We start from the raw sequence: 19,327 nt of genomic DNA on the forward strand, positions 1-19,327 counted from the left end.
AGAGAGGCGGGAATACGGGTTTGGCAGAGGGTTACTGAGCATGACGGCAGCATCCAGCGTACACGCAGATGGCGGGGCGGCACTGATTGATGGCAAGGCCATGGCCGCCAGCATGACGGCCGGGATCCGGGAGCAGGTTGAACATCTGGTCGAGCAGGGGCATGAGCTGCCCGGTCTGGCCGTTGTTCTGGTTGGCAATGACCCGGCCTCGGAGGTGTATGTCAAGAACAAGGCGATCCAGACACATCGGGCGGGGATGAAGTCTTTCATGCAGATGATGCCGGAAAGCACTTCGCAGGAGGAGCTTCTGGCCCTGATCGAGGAGCTGAATGCCAATCCCAAGGTGGACGGGATTCTCGTCCAGCTGCCGCTGCCACCGCAGATTGATGCTGCTGCCGTGACCAACGCCATCCATCCTGACAAGGACGTGGATGGTCTGGGTGAGGTCAATACGGGCCGTCTGGCGCTGGGAATGGAGAATGGCATCGTGCCCTGCACACCGCTGGGCTGTCTCAAGCTGTTGCAGTCCGTCCATGAGGACATGACCGGGATGCATGCGGTTGTCATCGGTGCCTCCAATCTGGTTGGCAAGCCGATGGCGCAGCTTCTTCTCCGGGCCAACTGTACGGTCACGGTGGCGCACATCCATACCCGCAATATCGAGGCATTGGCCCGGGAGGCGGACATTCTCGTCGTGGCTACCGGCAAGGCGGGGCTGGTGAAGGGAAGCTGGATCAAACCCGGTGCCACGGTCATTGATGTGGGCATCACCCGTGTGCAGACCCCGGAGGGCAAGAGCCGTCTCGTCGGGGATGTGGTGTTTGAGGAGGCAAGCCAGATTGCCGGGCATATCACGCCTGTTCCGGGTGGGGTCGGGCCGATGACCATTGCCTGCCTGCTGCACAATACTTTTCAGGCAGCGAGTCGTCGCAGGGTTTCTTCAGAGGGCTGAACAGGTTCTGCTGGCCTGGCTGCCGCATGGTCTTTCCGCCCTGCGCAAGGCAGCCATGGCTGGGCAGATGATGGCACTGTCGTGGCAATTGCCCAACAATTGCTTGATTGTTCCACATGGATGGGATATCGCCTGTTCATGCACAGAATGACCGACTGGTCATTTTTCTCCCACAGCATTGCTGGTCCCATCATGCCACGAGGTTTCTGGCCGGGCAGGACGGGGGACGGATGATTTTCATATTCCAGAGGTGACCATGGCACAGTCCGCTACACAGTCTGATACGCAGTCTGCCACACAGGGTGGACAGGAGCAGCAGGCGGGCAGGCCGTTCAGGGACCGTGGGGCACGGAAGCTCATTCTGGTCCTTATTCTGGTCATGGTCGTGCTGGGGATCGGGCTGTATCTCTTTTTCAACCGGAACAAGGTCGAGACGGATGATGCCTATGTGACAGGCCGCAAGATTTCCATTGCGGCGCATGTCAGCGGGTATGTTTCCCGCTTGCTGGTGGATGACAACCAGTTTGTGCACAAGGGTGATCTCCTCGTGCAGATTGATGGCCGGGACTATCTGGCACAACTGCATCGGGCTGAGGCTGCCGTGGCACAGGCCGAGGCGGACATGGTGTCCTACAACCTTTCTTACGCCGTGGCGCAGAAGAATTATCCCGGCCAGTTGATGGCTGCCCAAGGTGCCCTGAAAGAAGCCAAGGCCCGCCTCTTCCGGGCGCAGACGGATTATGTCCGGCAGCATCGTGTGGAACGTGCTGCTACGACCCAGCAGAATATCGACTATGCCCGTGCTGCGCTGGATGAGGCGACAGCCTCCGTCCTTCAGGCACAGGGGCAGCTGACACAGGCTGAGCCGGTGGATGCGAACATTGGCAATGCCTATGCCCATTACACACAGGCACAGGCCACGCTGAAATCAGCCCAGGCCGAGCTGGAGCTGGCCCGCCAGAATGTGGACTGGATGGACATCCGGGCCCCACGGGATGGCTGGGTGTCGCAGCGTACGGTGGAGCAGGGCAATTTCGTGCAGACAGGGCAGGAGATGTTCTCCATTGTGGCCAGGGATGTCTGGATCGTCGCCAATTACAAGGAGACCCAGCTTGCCCACATGCGGCCGGGCCAGAAGGCCGAGATTGAGGTGGATGCTTACCCCCAGCTGCATCTGAAGGGCCATGTGGATACCATACAGAAGGGGTCCGGTGAATCTTTCAGCGCTTTTCCGCCTGAGAATGCAACGGGGAACTTCGTGAAGACCGTGCAGCGCATTCCCGTGAAAATCCTGATCGACAGCGGGCTTGATGATGAACGGCCTCTTTCCCTGGGCATGTCGGTCGAGCCAACCGTCCATGTGGATGAGTGAGGCCGGCGATGGCTGATACATCGACAGAGGAGCATCACAACTGGAAGCCCAGGCACAACCCCTGGCTTGTGGCGGTTGTCGTGACGCTGGCAGCCTTCATGGAAGTGCTGGATACCACAATTGTCAACGTGGCTCTGCCGCATATCGCAGGTTCGCTGGGCAGCTCTTACGATGATGCCACATGGGCGCTGACCTCCTACCTCGTGGCCAATGGGATCGTGCTGACGATCTCGAGCTGGCTGGCGAAGCGGTTTGGAAGGAAACGGTATTTCCTCATCTGCGTGGCGATGTTCACCATGTCCTCCTTTCTCTGCGGTCTTTCCACTTCTCTTCCCATGCTGGTAATTTTCCGCCTGATGCAGGGTTTTTTTGGCGGTGGATTGCAGCCGGTGCAGCAGGCCATCATTCTGGACATTTTCCCGCCAGAAAAACGTGGCGCAGCCTTCGGTCTGACGGCCCTGGCCATCGTGGTGGGGCCGGTTCTGGGGCCGCTGGTAGGAGGATGGCTCACGGACACCTATTCATGGCGATGGATTTTTTACGTCAACGTGCCCTTCGGCATCATGACGGTCATGGCCGTGATTGCACTGGTGGAAGATCCGCCATGGGTGAAGGCCGTGAAGGAGAGGGTGGATGTTGTCGGCATCAGTCTGATCTCGCTGGGTCTTGGCTGCCTGGAGATTATGGCGGACCGTGGTGAGGATGACGACTGGTTCGGCTCGTCTTTCATCACGACCATGGCCATTATCGGGGGGCTGTGCACTCTTGGGGCCATCATCTGGCTGCTCAAGGCCAAGAATCCTCTTCTGCGGCTCAGCGTGCTGAAGGATCGCAATTTTGCCCTCGGAACATTCATGATCGGGGCTGTGGGTGTGCTGCTCTATGCGTCCGCCGTGATTGTGCCTCAGTTCGCCCAGCAGGTGCAGGGTTACACGGCCACCATTGCAGGGCAGCTCATGGCACCGGGTGGCATGGCTGTGATGGTGCTGATTCCCTTTGTGGGAATGCTGATGAAGCATGTGCAGGTCCGGTATCTCATCGGGCTGGGTTTCTTCTTCATGGCCCTGTCCTGCTTCTTCGCAGCCACGCTCTATTCCGATGTGGACTTCTGGTATCTGGTACTTTGCCGCATGAGACAGACAGCCCCACTGGCTTTTCTGTTCGTGCCCATTTCCACCATTGCCTATGCGACCTTGCCGAGGGAGCTGAACGGCGATGCTTCGGCCCTGTTCAGTATGGTAAGGAACTATTTCGGGTCACAGGCCATTTCGCTCTCTACAGCGGCGTTGACGGAAATGCGTCAGGTTCAGCAGACGGATGTGTCCTCACACGCCATTGCCTCACGGCCAGAGTTCCGAAACTATCTTTTCCATGTCCAGCAGCTGGCGGAAGCGCATGGTCTGGCCCCGCTGCGTGCCCATGCTTTTGCCGTTGCCCATATGTATCAGGAGTTTCTGCGGCAGGTGGCCATGCTGGCCTATAATCAGCTCTTCAATGTCCTGGGGATCATGGCTCTCTGTATCGTGCCGTTCTGCTTCCTCATGTCCCCGATGAAGGGTGGTGGCCAGGGGGGAGGTGGCCATTGAGAGCGGAGCAGCCCCGCCGGATGATTGTTTCAGGGAGCGTACATCCTGAGAAAACTTTCCGCCACCATGGTAGCCACGCCGTCTATGCTGTTCTGGCTGGTGTCCACGGGCAGGGAGAGGCGGCACCGGTGGATGATACGGGTCTGGCACATCGTGAGAAACTGCTCGGCAGCAAGGTCGATGTCAGAAATGACCAGTTGGCCGCCTGCATGTTTTTCTGCAAACCAGTCGGCAAGGCCGGTCAGTGTCCGGGAGACACCGTAATGCCAGAGCGTGTCTGCCAGATTGGGGAACTCGTTGGCCTCTGCCACGACGATGCGGTAGAGGCCTATGGCCTCCGGGTCGATCATCAGGGTGATGATGGTGGCTGCTGCCTGCCTGAGGGCCGTGCGCAGGTCAGGCTGAGGCGCCCGGGATACGGATTTCAGCGTGTTGAGGCGTGTGCGGCTGCGTTCTTCGAAAAAAGCCGTGAACAGATCAGCCTTGTTCTCGAAATGGTTGTAGAGCGACCCTTTGGAGACACCTGCCAGATGAGCGATCTGCGACATGGAGGTTCGCTCATAGCCCTGTTGGAGGAAAAGCTGTCCAGCACTCTGGAGGATCTGCTCGCATTTGCGGGAAGCCGCTTTGCTGTTGCGGGGCGGACAGGGGGCCGGGTGTTCGGTCTGGGTCATCGTTTTGTGGAAGGGTTGCTCCTGCGTATGGAGGGGCATGATAGGCTGCTGGGGCGGCATGGTCCATATGGGCGATCTGTTTCTGGCCCGTTTTATGTTGATAATTCTACAGGAGCTTCACAGTGAAAGACGCTCATTTGTTCCGTTCCGTCCGTAAGGGAGTGGGAAACCTGTCTTCACGCGGTTTCAGCTGGCAGCTTCTGTCTGGGGTGGCTCTGCTGGGGCTGGGGGGGTGCCTTATGGTCGGCCCTAAATATCATCAGCCGAAGGATTGGGCCCCGCCGCATTATGACCTGCATAATGGTAGCAACCAACCGTCCGGCAAGGGGGCATCTGCTAAAGGAAATGGCCCTCATGGGGCCAATGCAGCGCCGGAGGACAGGACCAGTAAACAGGCCTCTCCCGCTTCTGTCGTGACAGAGCTGCCCATGGCGGATGCCTGGTGGAAGAGTTTTCACGACCCTGAGCTGACATCTCTGGAAGACCGTGTGGCCACGCAGAACCTGTCTTTCCTTCTGGCTACACAGAATCTGGCGCAGAGCCGGGCCCAGATGATCATTGCCGGGGCGGAGCGGTTCCCCAGTCTTTCAGCGTACGGAACCTATGTGCGCTCGCAGCACAGCTCCAAGCAGCTTCAGGAAATCTTCAAGCGTGTAGGCAAGGGGTTCCCAGACCTGCCAGCGCAGGAGGCCAATTTTCTTCAGGGCTCCCAAGAGGCCCAGGTCCCGCTGCTGAACCAGTGGCAGGACAAGATTGATGCAACCTATGAGATCGATCTCTGGGGGCGTGTGGCCTACCAGTATCAGGCGGCAAAATATCTGATGAAGATGAGCGAGGAGGAACGGCGCAGCATTCTCATTGCCCGTCAGGCCGACATGGCCCGTGATTATCTCCAGCTGCGGGGTGATCAGAAACGTCAGTGCATTCTGGCAGATAGCCATGCCACCGTGCAGAATCTGCTTTCGTTGGCGCAGAGCCGCTATAAGAGCGGGCTGGTTACGGAGCTGGATGTGGACAGCATGAAGGCCCGTCTTCATGGAATTGAGGCCCAGCAGGCCAATCTGGATGAGACGGTGGCGCGGGAGCAGAATGCCATAGCCCTGTTATTGGGCATGCCACCGCAAAGCCTGAATGAGGAGCTTGGACAGACGGCGGGTGTGCCGACTGTTCCCCCCTTCGTTCCGGCTGGTCTGCCATCGGAACTGGCCCATCGTCGCCCGGATATCCGGGAGGCGGAAGAGCATCTGCGGGAAACGGTAGCAGAAGTTGGTGAGGCCACAGCGGATTTCTATCCCAAGGTGACCGTGACGGCAGATTTCGGGTTCCAGACCCTGTCTTTCCGGGACCTTGGGTTCTGGAATGCCCGTGCCTGGAATGTCGGGCCCAGCATCTCTCTCCCCATTTTCCAGGGCGGGCGGCTTTATGGTCAGCTTCGTCTGAAAAAGGCAGCACAGCGTGCTGCAGCCGTGGAATATCGGCAGACGGTTCTTCAGGCCTGGAATGAGGTGGATAATGCCTTGCAGGCCTATCATGATGAGCAGATTCATCATGAAGGATTGGCAAAGACCGTGGATGACGAGAAGCGGGCTCTGTCTCTGGCAACCAGCCAGTATCGGGCTGGTCTGGCGACTTACCTGTCCGTTCTGGAAGCACAGGAGAAACTGCAGGAAGCCCAGCTTGATCTGGCTGCCAGTGACAGTGCGTTCGCAACGGATCTTGCCCGTCTCTACAATGCGTTGGGTGGGGGCTGGTCTGATACCTTGCCTGATAAGGAGCAGGTCAGCCAGGCAGCGCAGCCAACGACACACTGAAAAAGGGTGGGGAAACAGCCATGCAGGCGGGGAGGTTGTGCTGGCCTGCCAGCAGTGGCTGTGCATGGTTTTTTCCTCATGATCCTGCGACTCCACGGTCTTGCTGATGAGACTCGCTGTCAAGGGGAGCCATCTCTTGCCCACAGAGTTTTCCACAGGTGCGAGGGCGCAGAAAATGGCCACCTTCACTGTATTGTGTGAGTGATTATCCACACCTCTTTTCGGGGGTGTGGACTACGTGGATACCTTGTTGTGGGGCAGGATCAGGGGGGATGAATACAAGAAAACCGGCATGAATACATGCCGGTTTTCTTTTGGGGCAATCCCGTCTCCAGCAGAAACAGGAGAAAGTCTTATTTGGTTTTCTGGGCTGCAGCAGTGGCTTCGGTCACGACATTTTCGGAGACGAAGACCAGCGTGTTCAGGGCATCGTTCAGGGCCACGTTGGCAGCCTGGGGATTGTGACCCTGTGCAAAGATCAGGGCACGGTTCACAAAACCCTGGAGCTGGTTCAGCGGAGCCAGAGCAATGATGAAGTCGATGTCCTGCCCGACGAGTTGAAGGGTCTGGGCGGCCTGATCGGTCTGTCCGGCCTTCAGCTGGGCATTAGCCGTTGCCACGGCACTCTTTTTGCTGGGTTCCAGCATGTCTGTTGCGATGACCTCACCCCCGACCGGGACCCAGTCCGTCGGACCGTTCTGGGGTGTGTGGCTGCTGGAGACAGGATGCTGGGGAGCGGGGTGCAGGTCGGCTTCGGCGGCTGTGAACTGTTCACGGGCCTTGGCGGCTGCCTGGAGGTGGGTCACGGCGGCGTTGAGAGCCGGCAGGGCCTGCTCGCTCTGCCCGGCTGCGAGAAACTGCTGGGCCTGCACGATGTTCGCCATGGCCTTCTGGCCGTGTTCGGAGAGATGATGGAAGGCGCGATGCTCTTTTTTGCGCACGCTTTTCACATGCTTGCTGGAGACGGCGGCAGGGGCATTGTTGCTGGCCGGTGCGGCATCATCGGCGAAAGCGGATGTGGTCAGGGCGCCCAGGCCGAAAAGGGAAAGGGCCAGGCCCTTGTGCAGTGTATTGAAGCGCATGGAAATATCCTTGTTCATAGGATGGAGGATGCCCTCCCATGCAGATGGTTGCAGCCCTCTGCGCAGGATGCAGGTCATCCCGATCACAGTGATAACAGCTTAAAAACAGCTCATGTGCAACTGTTATGATCGGGCTGAAAATTCTCAGAAAATCTCGATATGGCTTTTGAAGCCAAGCAGAGCCGCATCCCGGAGATTGCCCTGCCCATTGGGGCGGAAGAAATATTCCAGCAGTGGCTGAAAAATGACACCCCGATAGACATGGATGGCGTAGTTGACTTCAAACACGGCGGCATGACGCTGTACGCCAGTTGCATGGTCCGGGAGGCGGCTGAACTGCTGTGTGTCCAGCATCATCGTCTCGGTGGCCTGCACACCGGGGGCAATTTTCTCGTAGGTGAAGGAAAGACCAAACGTGTCAAAGGGGCGGGAGCGGAAAATTCCACGGTCTATGAGAGCCCCATAGGCTTCCCATTCCCGCAGGGCGATCCGTTTATCATTATAGAGGAACCCGCCCAGCAGCGTGATGCCCCGTTTGCTGCTGTGGTAATGGTTCAGGATATGCTGGTCGGCCATGAACCAGGCGCCGTAACCGTCATGCCGTGTGCGGGGTCTGCCATGGGTCAGGGCGTAGGGACGTCCCTGCTCATCAAGATAATTGTCGGGGCTGGGGGCGGTCATCATCACGCCGCCGACCTTGTAATGCCCGGGATGGTTTTTGCCGAAGAGGGGCTCCCATCCCATTTCAAAGGGGAGGCGGAACCCGTTGATGTTGCCGCCATTGAACTTGAAGCCGGTACGGTGCTGCTCGTTCTTGTAGATGCCGTTTTCTCCGGCATAGAGGCCGCTCTGTATATAAAGGAAGCGGGAGGGACGGACCCGGATGCGCCCAGCCCAGACAGCTGCAGGATAACCGCTGACAAAGCTGCTGTCCGTGGCGGCCTTGGGCCGTCCGCAGATGCTGCCATTCTGGAAGTTGCAGAAGAGGGGGCTGTTCTGGAAGTCCGACATTTCCGCCATGCGGCCGGCAGCGATGGCAAGGCGGCCATTGAACAGGTCTTCTTCACCATAGGCCATGACGAGATGGACAACCACATTGCCGCCACCGCCGTAATCTTCCGATGCATGGTTCAGCCAGTCACCAAACATGCGGTTGGCTGTTGTTCCATAGCGGCCGACAACAATGCTGTGTGTGGAAAAACCCCGCAGCCCGATGAGCTGTTCCCAGTTTATGTTGAGTGAGGCGGCATATTGCCCGGCATTGCTGGCGCCCTGTTTGTAGGGTGCGAAATGCTGGGAGTTGGGATAGTTTTTCTTGGGCGGCGTGATGGCCCCGGCAAATTCATTCGTGTTGTCGAGGAGGAGGGCAATGCCCCGTTTGCGCAGCCAGTCCGTCATGCCAAAGCCATGGGGAAAGAGGGCCTCCGGCCTGCCAAAGGGAGGAACCGAGGTCGTATAGCCGCCATGGGCAGGCAGGGGGGTATCAACCCGGAGCAGGGGTTCGTTACCGACGATTTCATCAAGTACCTGTGCCTGCGCACCGGGGGTGGCGAAGCAGAAGAGGGCGACTGGCAGCAGCCAGGACCAGTGCCTGGCCAGCTTTTTGAGAAAAACTGATGAATAACGGCGTAGTTCTTTTAGAGAAATGGGTACGTTCTGCCGTATGGGGCAAGAGAATATGGCAGGCATAATAGTCCCCATTTCTATAAAAAGAACCCTGACGGTACGAAATTGCCCCCAAGAAAGAGCGCATTGTTGCGGAATCTGTTAAAGAAGTTTGGGTAAAACTTCAAAGTCTATCTTCCACCTCTGGATATTTTTCAGTCTGACCTGCTGTCTGGACGGGACTGCCATGAAGTAACCTCTTTTCACGCCTCTGGGAGTGTGGGAAAAGCGGGGCCATGAGTACCCATATGGAAACCCATACCATTCACCCCGTTCCTCAGGCGCATCGTCACGGGCGGGTAGCGGACCTGTTCTCGGTCTGGTTCAGTGCCAACATGACATTGCTGACGGTTGTTACCGGGGCTCTGGGGCCAGCCGTATTCGGGCTGTCGCTCATCTGGTCCGTTCTGGCGCTGGTGCTGGGTAATGTGGTGGGGGCTGTCTTCATGGCGCTCCATGCGGCACAGGGCCCGCGTCTGGGTGTGCCCCAGATGGTGCAGAGCCGGGGGCAGTTTGGCGTTTATGGGTCGGTGCCGATCATCCTGCTGGTCGTGCTCATGTATATCGGTTTTGCTGCTTCCAACTGTGTCGTGGGGGGAGAAGCCCTGGCGCATGTGCTGCCTGTCTTCCAGGGCAGCAGGGGGGTCTGGCTCATTGCGGTGCTGACACTTCTGCCCTGCATGATGGGGTACAGGGCCATCCATGTCTGTTCCCGTCTGGCCAGCTGGATTTCCATTGTGGCGGTCATTTACGCCATCGGTTGTGGGCTGGGCGGGTTTTCCCGCACATTGCTGGCAGACATGCACGGCACGGTAGCCGGATTCTTCGGAGCCTTTTCCGTTTCGGCTCTCTGGCAGATCGCCTATGCCCCTTATGTTTCCGATTCTTCCCGGTATCTGCCGGATGAGGCCGGGTCCGGCCGGCAGGCCTTCTGGGCGACCTATGGGGGAACTGTCATCGGGGCTGTTCTGCCCATGGTGCTGGGGAGCCTGCTGTCACTGAGCTATCCGTCCCTGCCGTTGGCTGGAGCGCTCTCCCTGACGGGCGGCCATATGGGCAATATCGTTCTTCTGGTGCTGGCACTGGCCATTCCGCTGGCCAATGCCATGAGTGTCTATTGTGGAGCGTTGTGCAGCCTTACTCTGGTGCAGACCTTTTGGCCGTCGTGGCGTGCCGGCCTGTGGGGGCGGCTGGTCATGACGGTTCTTCTGCTGGGGGCGGCCCTGGTCATGAGCCTTGGCATGGTTGGTGACTTCCTGAAGGCATACACGTCGTTTCTGGATGTACTGATGGCAGTGCTCGTGCCGTGGACGGCAATCAATCTGTGCGATTATTACCTGCTGCGCCATGGCGAGTATGATGTCATGGCCTTTTTCAGGGCGGATGGTGGACCGTATGGGCGGTTCAATCTGCCGGTCGTGTTGATTTATCTCCTGGGTGTGCTGGTTGAACTGCCTTTCATGAAGACCGGCCCGTATACAGGGCCGCTTGTGGAAGCCCTGCATGGAGTGGATATTTCATGGATTGTCAGTCTGCTGGTGACGGCCGTCGTGTATTACCTCTGGGTGAGACGATGTGACGGGGTGAGAGCCTGAGCTTTATCTGGTCGTATGAGGGGTTTCATTGGGGTCTGATGTAAGCTGTACTGACAGGGTACTATTATATTTGTAATTGATCTTACTTGTTAAAAGAGAACCGATCCTTCTATACAGGCAGAAGCCGTTTTAGACTGGCCATCCCTGTGGGGGTGGCAGGGGACGTGATGCAGCTCTTTTGTTGACGGCCGGGCCCTGCGTCATGTCTGCTCTGTGGGGAAGGCTCTGCATGCTGTGGCTGAGGAGGGTGAGATCACCGGGTGGGCTGCTGGTGCTGGGTGGCATGGTCGTGTTCTGGCTGCTGTCGTCTGCTTCGGCAGAAGCATCGGACATCACGTTTGCCGTCATTGGTCCGCATGAATATGACCTGCCAGTGGATTTCAAGCCTTTCAATGTATTCGTCCAGTATGGTGACGGGAATGCAGCAGGAAATTATTATGATGGGCAGGGGGCCAGAAAGCCGGAACGGGGCAGCCATACATGGTCTGGCCTGAGCAAATACGTCCATTTCTGGACGTTTGATTCCATTCCTCATGTCGGTTTTGCCTATGAAGTCATCCAGACGGAAAGTTACCGTCTGGCGGATGGCACAAATTATGGTGGATTGGGGCCGACCATCACAGGGCCTGCGGTGTGGTTCAAACCGAATGAACACAGCGCGTTCGGTATCCAGACCTTCATGCAGACACCCAGCGCCACCCGGAAAGTCCTGAACCCGCAATACTGGTCCAATCTTTCAAGCTTCATGTTTGATTATGAGTGGAAACATTTCAGTTTCGGTGGAGACCTCGGGGCTGTGGTGGCTTCGACCATGCATGTCAGAGGGGAACATTCCTATCATCCGGGGACGGCCTTTCACAGCAATCTGCGTTTCAGCTGGAAAGCCAGCCGCAGGTGGGAGCCATTTTTCTCCATGGACTGGCAGAACAATGCCGGCTGGCATGACAACACGCTGGGGCGCTCCGTGGCGGACAGCAGCAGCCGGGAGGTTACGCTGGGCGTGGGATTGATGTGGAACATCAATCCCCGGCTTAACATCACGACCCGCTATGCCCATTCGGTGGACGGACGTTATGTACCGGAGACCAACGCTTATTATTTCAAGCTGGTTTATCTGTTTGAGGGGGCCCTGTTCTCACATTACTGACCGTCTGGCCGGTGGTAGAGATTTTTTCCCCGGAGCGCTGTAAGAGGGGAGCGGTCTCGACAGCCATAAAAGGACGATGATGACGGCAACATGCAGACATCGGTTTCTGACGCCGGAAACAGGCGGGCCCTGCCTTCTGCTGGTCATGGCGCTGGCAGGTTTCATCCTGGCCAATTCACCATGGCGGTCTTTTTATGCGCTGCTGGCCAAGCCTCTGGGACCTGTCCCGTTGGGGGATGGCCTGTCACCCTTCTGCCTGCCCAGCGTTGCAGAGCTGGTCACCATTGGGCCGATGACGCTGTTTTTCCTCACCATTTCGCTTGAGCTGAAAAAGGAACTGACAGCCGGGCATCTTGCAGAATTTCGCCAATGTCTTCTGCCCTGTCTTTCGGCTCTGGGAGGTGTGGTTGTTCCAGCAGGGCTGTATGCGCTGATCGCTGCACCTGACCCTGCCCTGCGGTCAGGCTGGGCCATTCCCGTTGCAACGGATGCAGCTTTTACGCTGCCTGTACTGTTGGCGCTGGGGCGGCGTGTTTCGGAAGGAGGGCGGGTCTGGCTGATGGCACTGGCCATTTTTGATGATGTGCTGGGCATTTTCATCATCGCCCTCTTTTATGGTGGAACACCGCATGCCATGTCGCTTTTCGGTACGGTCATCCTTGTGGGCATGATGGCCTGTGCCGGCTGGCGGGGTGTCCGTTGCCTGTGGTTTTATGGCATTGGCGGGGGGCTTCTGTGGATTTGCCTGAAGGAAGCGGGGCTGCATCCCACATTGGCGGGTGTCGTGGTGGGGTTCTGCCTGCCGACCGCCCGGCATGATGGCCCGTCTCCTCTGGAGCGTGTGGAGCATGGTCTGGCGCCGTGGGTCACATGGGGGGTGTTGCCGCTGTTCGGTTTTGTCATGGTGGGTGTGCCGTTGGCTGATACGTCTCTCACGAGCCTTGATCTGCGTCTGATCGTGGCTGTTGTGGTGGGGCTGGTATTGGGCAAGACGGCCGGAATTTTCGGCATGACGTGGCTTGCCATACGGTGCCGCCTGGCTTCTCTTCCGGCCCGGACATCATGGCCGATGCTTTTTGGTCTGTGCCTGCTCTGTGGGTTGGGTTTTACCGTCAGTCTTTTCATGGCTTCGCTGGCCTTTCCTGCTTCGGGCCTGCTCATATCCAGCAAGATCGGTATTTTTCTCGGCTCTCTCATGGCCGTGGCCAGTGGCTGGTTCTGGTTGAGATGCGTGGTGAAAGAGACGTGAAGCTCTATCTACTCGACAGTTCTGCCGTGCCTCTGTATGGGGGCGGGCGTGTGCTGATGATCGGATAGAGGAACTCACTGATGAGCCATGAGCGGACAGACCGGCCGGATGCCCTTCATGACCCGGCCTGTGATGGAACGACACATGCCGGAGTGGCCAGCCCGACCGGTAGGGAACGTGGCTATGCAGCCCGGAAAAAGCGCCGTGTGTCTGCTCCGCTGACACCGTCCGGCAGGCCGGTTCTGGAGCCTCCGGGTGGGCAGAAAAAGGTGCTGCTTCACTCCTGCTGTGCCCCCTGCTCTGGTGAGGTGATGGAGGCGATGACGGAATCAGGCATCGACTACACCATCTTCTTCTATAATCCGAACATCCATCCAGAGCGGGAATATCTTCTGCGCAAGGAAGAGAATGTCCGGTTTGCCGAGGCACACAACATCCCGTTCGTTGATGCCGATTATGACAGGGACAACTGGTTTGAGCGGGCCAAGGGCATGGAATGGGAGCCGGAGCGTGGCATACGCTGCACGATGTGCTTCGACATGCGTTTTGAGCGCACGGCCCTGTATGCGCATGAGCACGGGTTTCCTGTCATGACGAGTTCTCTGGGCATTTCACGCTGGAAGAACATGGCCCAGATCAATGATTGTGGTGCCCGGGCCGTAGCGCCCTATGATGGGTTGTCCTACTGGGATTTCAACTGGCGCAAGGGGGGAGGCTCTGCCCGCATGATCGAGATCAGCAAGCGGGAGAGATTCTACAAACAGGAATATTGTGGCTGTGCCTATTCCTTGCGGGATACGAACAATTTCCGGCGTTCAAAAGGGCGGCCCGCCATCGTGCTGGGAGAGGAATTCTACGGCGAAGAAGACTAGACCTTTTCCTGCCCGGGGAGCACCCTGAAGGCAGGAGGGACGTATGAAAATTGCCATTGTCTGTGATTCCTTCAAGGAAAGTCTGGCCCCACTTGAGGTGGCTGAGGAGATAAAAGCAGGTTTCTCCCGCGTGTTTCCTGAAGCATCGTATCTCTGCCTGCCCATGGCAGATGGTGGAGAGGGAACAGTGGAAGCCCTCGTGCAGGGTACGGATGGTAAACTGGTGCATTGTTCCGTCACGGGGCCGCTGGGGATGCCGGTTCCTGCTTTTTTCGGCATCAGCGGTGATGGGCAGACGGCGATCATCGAGATGGCAGCAGCGGCGGGCCTTCCCCTGCTCCAGCCAGAAGAGCGTGATCCCTTGCGGACGACCACTTATGGAGTTGGGCAGCTCGTTCTTGCCGCTCTGGAACATGGGTGCCGACATGTCATTCTCGGCCTGGGGGGCAGTGCTACCAATGATGGAGGGGCCGGGTTTGCGCAGGCTCTCGGGGCCCGCCTGCTCGATCAGCAGGGGCAGGAGCTGCCGCCTGGTGGTGGGGCTCTGGCCAGGCTGGCGGATGTGGACCTTTCCGGTCTGGACAGACGCCTGTCTGACATCACGCTGGAAGGGGCCTGCGATGTGACCAGCCCTCTGACAGGGCCGCGGGGGGCCTCGCATGTTTTTGGTCCCCAAAAAGGGGCTGGACCAGAGGATGTAATTCTTCTGGATGATGCCTTGGCGCATTATGCCCGTATCCTGGCCCTTCGGTGTGGGAAGGATGTGGCGGCTGTGCCCGGGGCCGGTGCTGCGGGGGGATTGGGCGCTGGGCTTCTGGCTTTTACGAAGGCACGGCTGCGGCCAGGTGTGGAGATTGTTGCAGACCAGCTTCAGCTGGCTGCCCGTTTCAGGGATGTGGACCTTGTCATCACCGGGGAGGGCCGGATGGATGGCCAGAGTGCCCAGGGCAAGGCTCCCATGGGGGTTGCTCAGGTTGCCAGAGCCCAGGGGCGGCCTGTCATTGCCATTGTCGGTTCTACGGGAGAGGGTGTGGACAGGATGCATCAGGTGGGCATTGATGCTTTCTTTGATACGGTTCCCCGTCCCGAGGCGTTGCCGGTCGTGCTGGCGCAGGCCCGTGAGAATGTCCGTCGTACAGCAGAGAATGTCGCCGCTGCGATACGGACAGGGATGGAGATGGGACGGAACCTGTCGGGATCATCTTGAAAGGTAACATAACTCTACCATATTTCTGTGTTCGTCTGCCCAACAGGTCATGAATCAAGACATTGGAAACAAGCAGGTTTTATGAAGCGTTATTCTGTTCGTCAGATCATGGTGAGCATGGGGGCAGGCCTTGGGCTGGTTGCCATGCTGGCAGCTCCTGCACAGGGCATGGCCGCCAGTGCTGCTGACAAGGTGGATTCCGGGTCAGCCCCGGCGCACGCTGCGCCCGTCGGGACAGTTTCCCTGCCTCTGGGGCAGCCGGAAGGTGATTTTGGCTGGGCCGGTGTGTCGGGGGCATTGCGGACCCAGCTGGACCAGGACCAGACGACCTTGCGGACGGTTGGTGCCGCTCTGGGGGGGCTGAAGGGGCTGCCTGCCGGGCGGTTGCTGGATTCCTACACGCAGCAGGTGGCGAAGGTCCGCCAGCATGTGACGGACGGGATGGCGCAGATCCAGGCTTATGAGGGCTCCATCAATTCCCTGCTGAAGGTTCTTGGCGACAAGGCCGAGGATGGGGAGGATGCTTCCATCACCCGGCAGCGTGTCACGGCCCGCAAAACCTCCATGGGGATTACGGCTCTTCTGGTGCGGATGCGTGTCTGTGATCTTCAGACCCGCCAGTTGGAAGGTCAGCTGGACGACCTGCGCCGCAAGGTCCAGCAGGGAGCGCTGGTACGGCATGTCGATTCTCCTCTGGGGGTCGGTTTCTGGCGGCGGGCCCTGTCGGATGGTTATGCGACATTCCGGGATATGGGGCAGGATGAGCCGAGGGCACTGGTTGGTGTTCTGGGTATTGGCTGCCTGGTCATGCTGTTTGGCTTCGTGCTGAGGCAGCTGGCGACCCGTGTTCTTGCTTCAGCCCGGGGGCAGGCGAGCTGGGGGGGCGTGATCCGCAGCCAGCGTGCCCTGGGGAGCGTGTTGGCCGGTGTCTTGTGTGGTCTGCTGGCGGAAATCCTCTGGCAGGGCTGGCAGCTTGTGGGTTTCGACAGTGATGGCGTGCCCGCCATGCAGGGCGCGTATCTGACACAGGCACTGCCGGTGTGTGGTTTCATCATCGGGGCCGGGGTGTCCCTCAAGCGCTGGCTTCTGGGCAGGGCGTGCCTGCCGTGCAGTCTGCTTCTCGGTGGAGGAATTTTGTTCTACGGAGCGTTGCGGACGGCCGAAGTCAGCCGCGATGTCGGCCCCGGGCTGGATGCCGTGCTGGAAGGAGCGTTTGCGCTTTCCACATCCATCCTGCTGTATCTGACGTGCCGCTCCAGCAAACGTGACCAGAAAAACGGGACGGCTCTGGGTGATGTGGAGGCAGGCAGTACGGGGCAGGATATTGGTGCCGTACTGATCCAGCATATTCCCCTGCATGGTGTTTCTGCCCTGCTCATGGGGGTGACGGCCGTTGCCGTTCTGAGTGGTTATATCTCCTTTGCTTTCCTGCTGAATGACTGGGTGCTGACGCTGCTTTATGCCTTTGGGGCCGTCATGCTGCTCATGCAGGCGTGGCGGGACTTTTCACAGTTCCTCTTTTCGGCACAGAGCCGTCTTGGGCGGCTGTGGACCGAGCTGGAGCTGAGTGCCCGCCGTCTTGCGCAGATGGAGGTTATCACCACGGCGCTGGTTGGTCTCAGCCTTGTCATGGTATTCATTGCCCTGTTGCAGGGTAGAAATGGTGTTTCCTTCATCGGGACATGGCGGCAGCTGGAGCATGTCTTTGGTGGGGGTATCCTGTTTGGTGTGCCCGTCTCGCCAAGGACGATAGTGGGAGCGGCCCTGCTGCTGGTGGGCGTTTATTACGCCATACGGTTTTTGCAACAGTGGCTGCAGACACGTCTGTTCCCGGTCACGTCCCTGGATAATGGGGCACGGACATCCATCATCAGCATTCTGACTTATACATTGTGGATCGCTGCGGGGCTCAAGCTTCTGGCCATGATCGGCATTTCCGTACAGAATCTGACATGGGTTGTCAGTGCGCTGTCAGTGGGTGTGGGTTTTGGTCTCCAGTCCATCGTCAAAGACTTCATTTCTGGTCTGATCCTGCTGGCGGAACGTCCGGCCCAGGCTGGGGACAAGATCACCATCAGTGGCAATACGGGGGTGATTCAGCGTGTGAATGTGCGGGCAACGGATATCCGGCTGAGTGATGGAACGACACTCATTGTTCCCAACTCCCAGTTTATCACGGCGAATGTGCAGAATTACAGTGCGGGTCATAATCCGCTGAAGATGAGCCTTGTTTTCGCTGTACCGACCAATGTGAGTGTGGACAAGGTGAAGGCGCTTTTCATGCTTGTCGTGGCGGATCAGCCGGATGTTCTGAAGGACCCGGCCCCGCAGAGCTGGCTGGGTGACAAGGTGGGGGATACGGTTTCTGCGACGCTGGCGATCTATGTTGCACGGGGCACGAACAGTGATGCCGTGAGAACGGCTGTTATCTCCGGGGTGCTGGCACGTTTCAGCCAGGAAGGTATCAGCCTCATGGTGCCGCAGGTTTCTATGACGCTGCCATCTGATGATGGGTCCCAGACATGAAAAAAAAGCCAGGGTGACTGTCACCCTGGCTTTCCATGCCACTGTCGTGCGGGGAGGTTTTACTTGCCGTCGACGGAACGGGCAATTTCAGCCACGAGCTTGAGAAGGTAGGCACGGTCGATCTTGGTGTTCGGACCTTCGATGCGGACTACATCCTGCACCAGAGCGAAGATGAGGTCTTCGCGGGTCATGCTGCGGGCGATATTGTTTTCTTTCTGAGACATGCAGGTAAATCCTCTCATGTGGTGAATTGGCAACGCCGGGTAGACGGTACCGTGCCGGTATCCGTCCCAGCAATCTTTTAGCAGTTTTCATTGAGATAGGTCACGAGGTGTGGATGAAAAGATTGTAACCATAGTCATGGTACCGGTCTTCCATCTTTCCCGGGATTCTATTTTATTGGGGCCATACAGGCACCTTTTTGCTCAGGATAGGTCATGATAACGCGTTTCAGGAATTTCTTTGCTTCAGCCGAGGCTACGACCCGGGCTGCGGTCAGCCCGGTCCGGCCAGTACTGACCGCTCTGGCCGTGGGGCTTCTGCTTCTGGCCGCGGTATGGATCATCCATCCTTTCCTGCCCCCCATTCTCTGGGGGGCGACGATTTCTGTCACGCTCTGGCCGCTGGTTCAGCGGTTGCAGACCATATGCTTTGGCAGCCGGTCAGCGGCGGTCTTTTTTACCGTCCTGGCCGCCATGATCATCTTCTTCCTGCCTGCCGTGCTGGTGATCGTCATTTTTGCACGGCATGTTGATGCCGTGTCCCATTTCATTGGGATCCTGCCGACAATACAGCTGCCAGCAGCGCCCGCCTGGGTGGGGCGTATCCCTTACGTTGGGGGCAATATCATTCCGTTCTGGGATCATCTGCGGGAAAACAGCCTGCCGGAGCTGCTGAAACAGGTCATCCCGTCGCCAGAGAAGATCCTGCATGTCCTTCTGGCATCAGCGGGCAGCTTTGGGTCTCTTTTGCTGGAATTCGCTCTGACATTGATCGTCATGGTGCTGCTGCTGGGCCGGGCGGAGGGCATCATCATGCTTCTGGACCGGATTGGTGGTCAGCTTGGCGGCAGAAAGGGACGTGCCCTGCTGAAGCAGGCCGAGATCACGACACGAGGTGTTGCTCTGGGTGTCACGCTGACAGCCATTCTTGAATCACTGTTCGGCTGGGTTGGCCTGATGGCCGCTGGTATGCCGATGGGCAGTGTCGTGGCGGCGGTCATGTTCATTTCCTGTGTTCTACAGTTCGGTGGGGCATGGGTGATGATTCTCAGCACCGTCTGGCTTTATTTTACGGCACCGTTGATGCACGCCATCATCATGCTGCTGTTTGCGCTTGTGGTGATTGCAGGAGACAATTTCCTTCAGCCGCTCATCATTCGCCGGTATGTGCGGATTTCTGTCATCGTTATCATGGTGGGCGCTTTTGGTGGGTTGTCCACATTGGGTTTTGCTGGTGTCTTCATCGGTCCAACCCTGCTTTACCTGACGGAGACGATGATTCGGGACTGGGCGGGCCTGCCTGCTGACGATGAAAAGGCGGGTCAGGCTGATGCTTCAGCTGATGCCTCCGAGAGCTGAGCGTGTATC

The 19,327-nt window shown here is 58.2% G+C and carries 15 protein-coding genes; 11 read left to right on the plus strand and 4 right to left on the minus strand.

The window, feature by feature from the left end; all coding sequences use genetic code 11:
* Positions 1-40 precede the first annotated feature (40 nt).
* The 3 genes from folD (at position 41) to DTQ13_RS05975 (ending at position 3,910) form a co-directional block, all read left to right on the plus strand.
* Complete coding sequence (folD, locus tag DTQ13_RS05965; protein ID WP_248460332.1) at positions 41-952, plus strand: bifunctional methylenetetrahydrofolate dehydrogenase/methenyltetrahydrofolate cyclohydrolase FolD; 912 nt, start codon at positions 41-43, stop codon at positions 950-952.
* A gap of 256 nt (positions 953-1,208) precedes the next feature.
* A complete protein-coding gene (locus DTQ13_RS05970) occupies positions 1,209-2,324 on the plus strand; it encodes an HlyD family secretion protein (RefSeq protein WP_043562047.1) in 1,116 nt (371 codons plus the stop codon).
* 8 nt (positions 2,325-2,332) lie between these two features.
* On the plus strand, positions 2,333-3,910 hold the full coding sequence (locus DTQ13_RS05975) for a DHA2 family efflux MFS transporter permease subunit (protein WP_043562050.1): 1,578 nt from the start codon (positions 2,333-2,335) through the stop codon (positions 3,908-3,910).
* 29 nt (positions 3,911-3,939) lie between these two features.
* On the opposite strand, the gene DTQ13_RS05980 is transcribed toward DTQ13_RS05975, so the two are convergent.
* Entirely contained in the window at positions 3,940-4,623 is a 684-nt protein-coding gene (locus DTQ13_RS05980; protein ID WP_227449770.1) for a TetR/AcrR family transcriptional regulator, read from the minus strand.
* 200 nt (positions 4,624-4,823) lie between these two features.
* On the opposite strand from DTQ13_RS05980, the gene DTQ13_RS05985 reads away from it, so the two are divergent.
* Complete coding sequence (locus DTQ13_RS05985; protein ID WP_248460333.1) at positions 4,824-6,395, plus strand: efflux transporter outer membrane subunit; 1,572 nt, start codon at positions 4,824-4,826, stop codon at positions 6,393-6,395.
* A gap of 353 nt (positions 6,396-6,748) precedes the next feature.
* Here the strand turns inward: DTQ13_RS05985 and DTQ13_RS05990 are convergent, their stop codons facing one another.
* The gene (locus DTQ13_RS05990; protein WP_081563391.1) at positions 6,749-7,477 is read right to left on the minus strand and encodes a YfdX family protein; all 729 of its coding nucleotides are present in this window, start codon (positions 7,475-7,477) and stop codon (positions 6,749-6,751) included.
* A 144-nt stretch (positions 7,478-7,621) separates the two neighbouring features.
* Entirely contained in the window at positions 7,622-9,166 is a 1,545-nt protein-coding gene (locus tag DTQ13_RS05995) for a carbohydrate porin (RefSeq protein WP_081562663.1), read from the minus strand.
* Positions 9,167-9,378: 212 nt separating this feature from the next.
* Between DTQ13_RS05995 and DTQ13_RS06000 the strand changes: the two genes are divergently transcribed.
* From DTQ13_RS06000 to DTQ13_RS06025, 6 genes are all read left to right on the plus strand, one after another.
* Positions 9,379-10,737: a cytosine permease gene (locus DTQ13_RS06000; protein WP_043562053.1), complete on the plus strand. Its 1,359-nt coding sequence runs from the start codon at positions 9,379-9,381 to the stop codon at positions 10,735-10,737.
* A 283-nt stretch (positions 10,738-11,020) separates the two neighbouring features.
* Positions 11,021-11,884, plus strand: coding sequence for a transporter (locus DTQ13_RS06005; protein ID WP_248461232.1), 864 nt, complete (start codon positions 11,021-11,023; stop codon positions 11,882-11,884).
* A gap of 76 nt (positions 11,885-11,960) precedes the next feature.
* On the plus strand, positions 11,961-13,133 hold the full coding sequence (gene nhaA / locus DTQ13_RS06010; protein ID WP_248460334.1) for a Na+/H+ antiporter NhaA: 1,173 nt from the start codon (positions 11,961-11,963) through the stop codon (positions 13,131-13,133).
* 80 nt (positions 13,134-13,213) lie between these two features.
* Positions 13,214-14,005, plus strand: a complete 792-nt coding sequence (locus DTQ13_RS06015; protein ID WP_086431766.1) for an epoxyqueuosine reductase QueH — start codon at positions 13,214-13,216, stop codon at positions 14,003-14,005.
* Between the two features lie 43 nt (positions 14,006-14,048).
* Positions 14,049-15,212 carry a glycerate kinase gene (locus tag DTQ13_RS06020; protein WP_248460335.1) on the plus strand — a complete coding sequence of 388 codons (1,164 nt, stop codon included), beginning with the start codon at positions 14,049-14,051 and terminating at the stop codon, positions 15,210-15,212.
* Between the two features lie 81 nt (positions 15,213-15,293).
* Complete coding sequence (locus DTQ13_RS06025) at positions 15,294-17,738, plus strand: DUF3772 domain-containing protein (RefSeq protein WP_086431768.1); 2,445 nt, start codon at positions 15,294-15,296, stop codon at positions 17,736-17,738.
* 59 nt (positions 17,739-17,797) lie between these two features.
* Here DTQ13_RS06025 and DTQ13_RS06030 read toward each other — a convergent pair whose 3' ends face one another.
* Positions 17,798-17,962 carry a hypothetical protein gene (locus DTQ13_RS06030; protein WP_156878809.1) on the minus strand — a complete coding sequence of 55 codons (165 nt, stop codon included), beginning with the start codon at positions 17,960-17,962 and terminating at the stop codon, positions 17,798-17,800.
* 213 nt (positions 17,963-18,175) lie between these two features.
* Here DTQ13_RS06030 and DTQ13_RS06035 point away from each other — a divergent pair, with 213 nt between their 5' ends.
* On the plus strand, positions 18,176-19,318 hold the full coding sequence (locus tag DTQ13_RS06035) for an AI-2E family transporter (RefSeq protein ID WP_192848586.1): 1,143 nt from the start codon (positions 18,176-18,178) through the stop codon (positions 19,316-19,318).
* Positions 19,319-19,327 lie beyond the last annotated feature (9 nt).

It is taken from the genome of Parasaccharibacter sp. TMW 2.1888, assembly GCF_023167265.1.
Lineage (GTDB): Bacteria > Pseudomonadota > Alphaproteobacteria > Acetobacterales > Acetobacteraceae > Bombella > Bombella apis.

Bases quoted from the DNA above. Each gene is read 5' to 3' on its own strand.
- DTQ13_RS05995 (WP_081562663.1), bottom strand. From the start codon at position 9,166: ATGCCTGCCATATTCTCTTGCCCCATACGGCAGAACGTACCCATTTCT.
- DTQ13_RS06000 (WP_043562053.1), top strand. From the start codon at position 9,379: ATGAGTACCCATATGGAAACCCATACCATTCACCCCGTTCCTCAGGCG.
- DTQ13_RS06030 (WP_156878809.1), bottom strand. From the start codon at position 17,962: ATGTCTCAGAAAGAAAACAATATCGCCCGCAGCATGACCCGCGAAGAC.
- DTQ13_RS05975 (WP_043562050.1), top strand. From the start codon at position 2,333: ATGGCTGATACATCGACAGAGGAGCATCACAACTGGAAGCCCAGGCAC.
- DTQ13_RS05985 (WP_248460333.1), top strand. From the start codon at position 4,824: ATGGTCGGCCCTAAATATCATCAGCCGAAGGATTGGGCCCCGCCGCAT.
- DTQ13_RS05980 (WP_227449770.1), bottom strand. From the start codon at position 4,623: ATGCCCCTCCATACGCAGGAGCAACCCTTCCACAAAACGATGACCCAG.
- DTQ13_RS05990 (WP_081563391.1), bottom strand. From the start codon at position 7,477: ATGCGCTTCAATACACTGCACAAGGGCCTGGCCCTTTCCCTTTTCGGC.
- folD (WP_248460332.1), top strand. From the start codon at position 41: ATGACGGCAGCATCCAGCGTACACGCAGATGGCGGGGCGGCACTGATT.
- DTQ13_RS06015 (WP_086431766.1), top strand. From the start codon at position 13,214: ATGAGCCATGAGCGGACAGACCGGCCGGATGCCCTTCATGACCCGGCC.
- DTQ13_RS06020 (WP_248460335.1), top strand. From the start codon at position 14,049: ATGAAAATTGCCATTGTCTGTGATTCCTTCAAGGAAAGTCTGGCCCCA.
- DTQ13_RS06005 (WP_248461232.1), top strand. From the start codon at position 11,021: ATGGTCGTGTTCTGGCTGCTGTCGTCTGCTTCGGCAGAAGCATCGGAC.
- DTQ13_RS06035 (WP_192848586.1), top strand. From the start codon at position 18,176: ATGATAACGCGTTTCAGGAATTTCTTTGCTTCAGCCGAGGCTACGACC.
- DTQ13_RS06025 (WP_086431768.1), top strand. From the start codon at position 15,294: ATGAAGCGTTATTCTGTTCGTCAGATCATGGTGAGCATGGGGGCAGGC.
- nhaA (WP_248460334.1), top strand. From the start codon at position 11,961: ATGATGACGGCAACATGCAGACATCGGTTTCTGACGCCGGAAACAGGC.
- DTQ13_RS05970 (WP_043562047.1), top strand. From the start codon at position 1,209: ATGGCACAGTCCGCTACACAGTCTGATACGCAGTCTGCCACACAGGGT.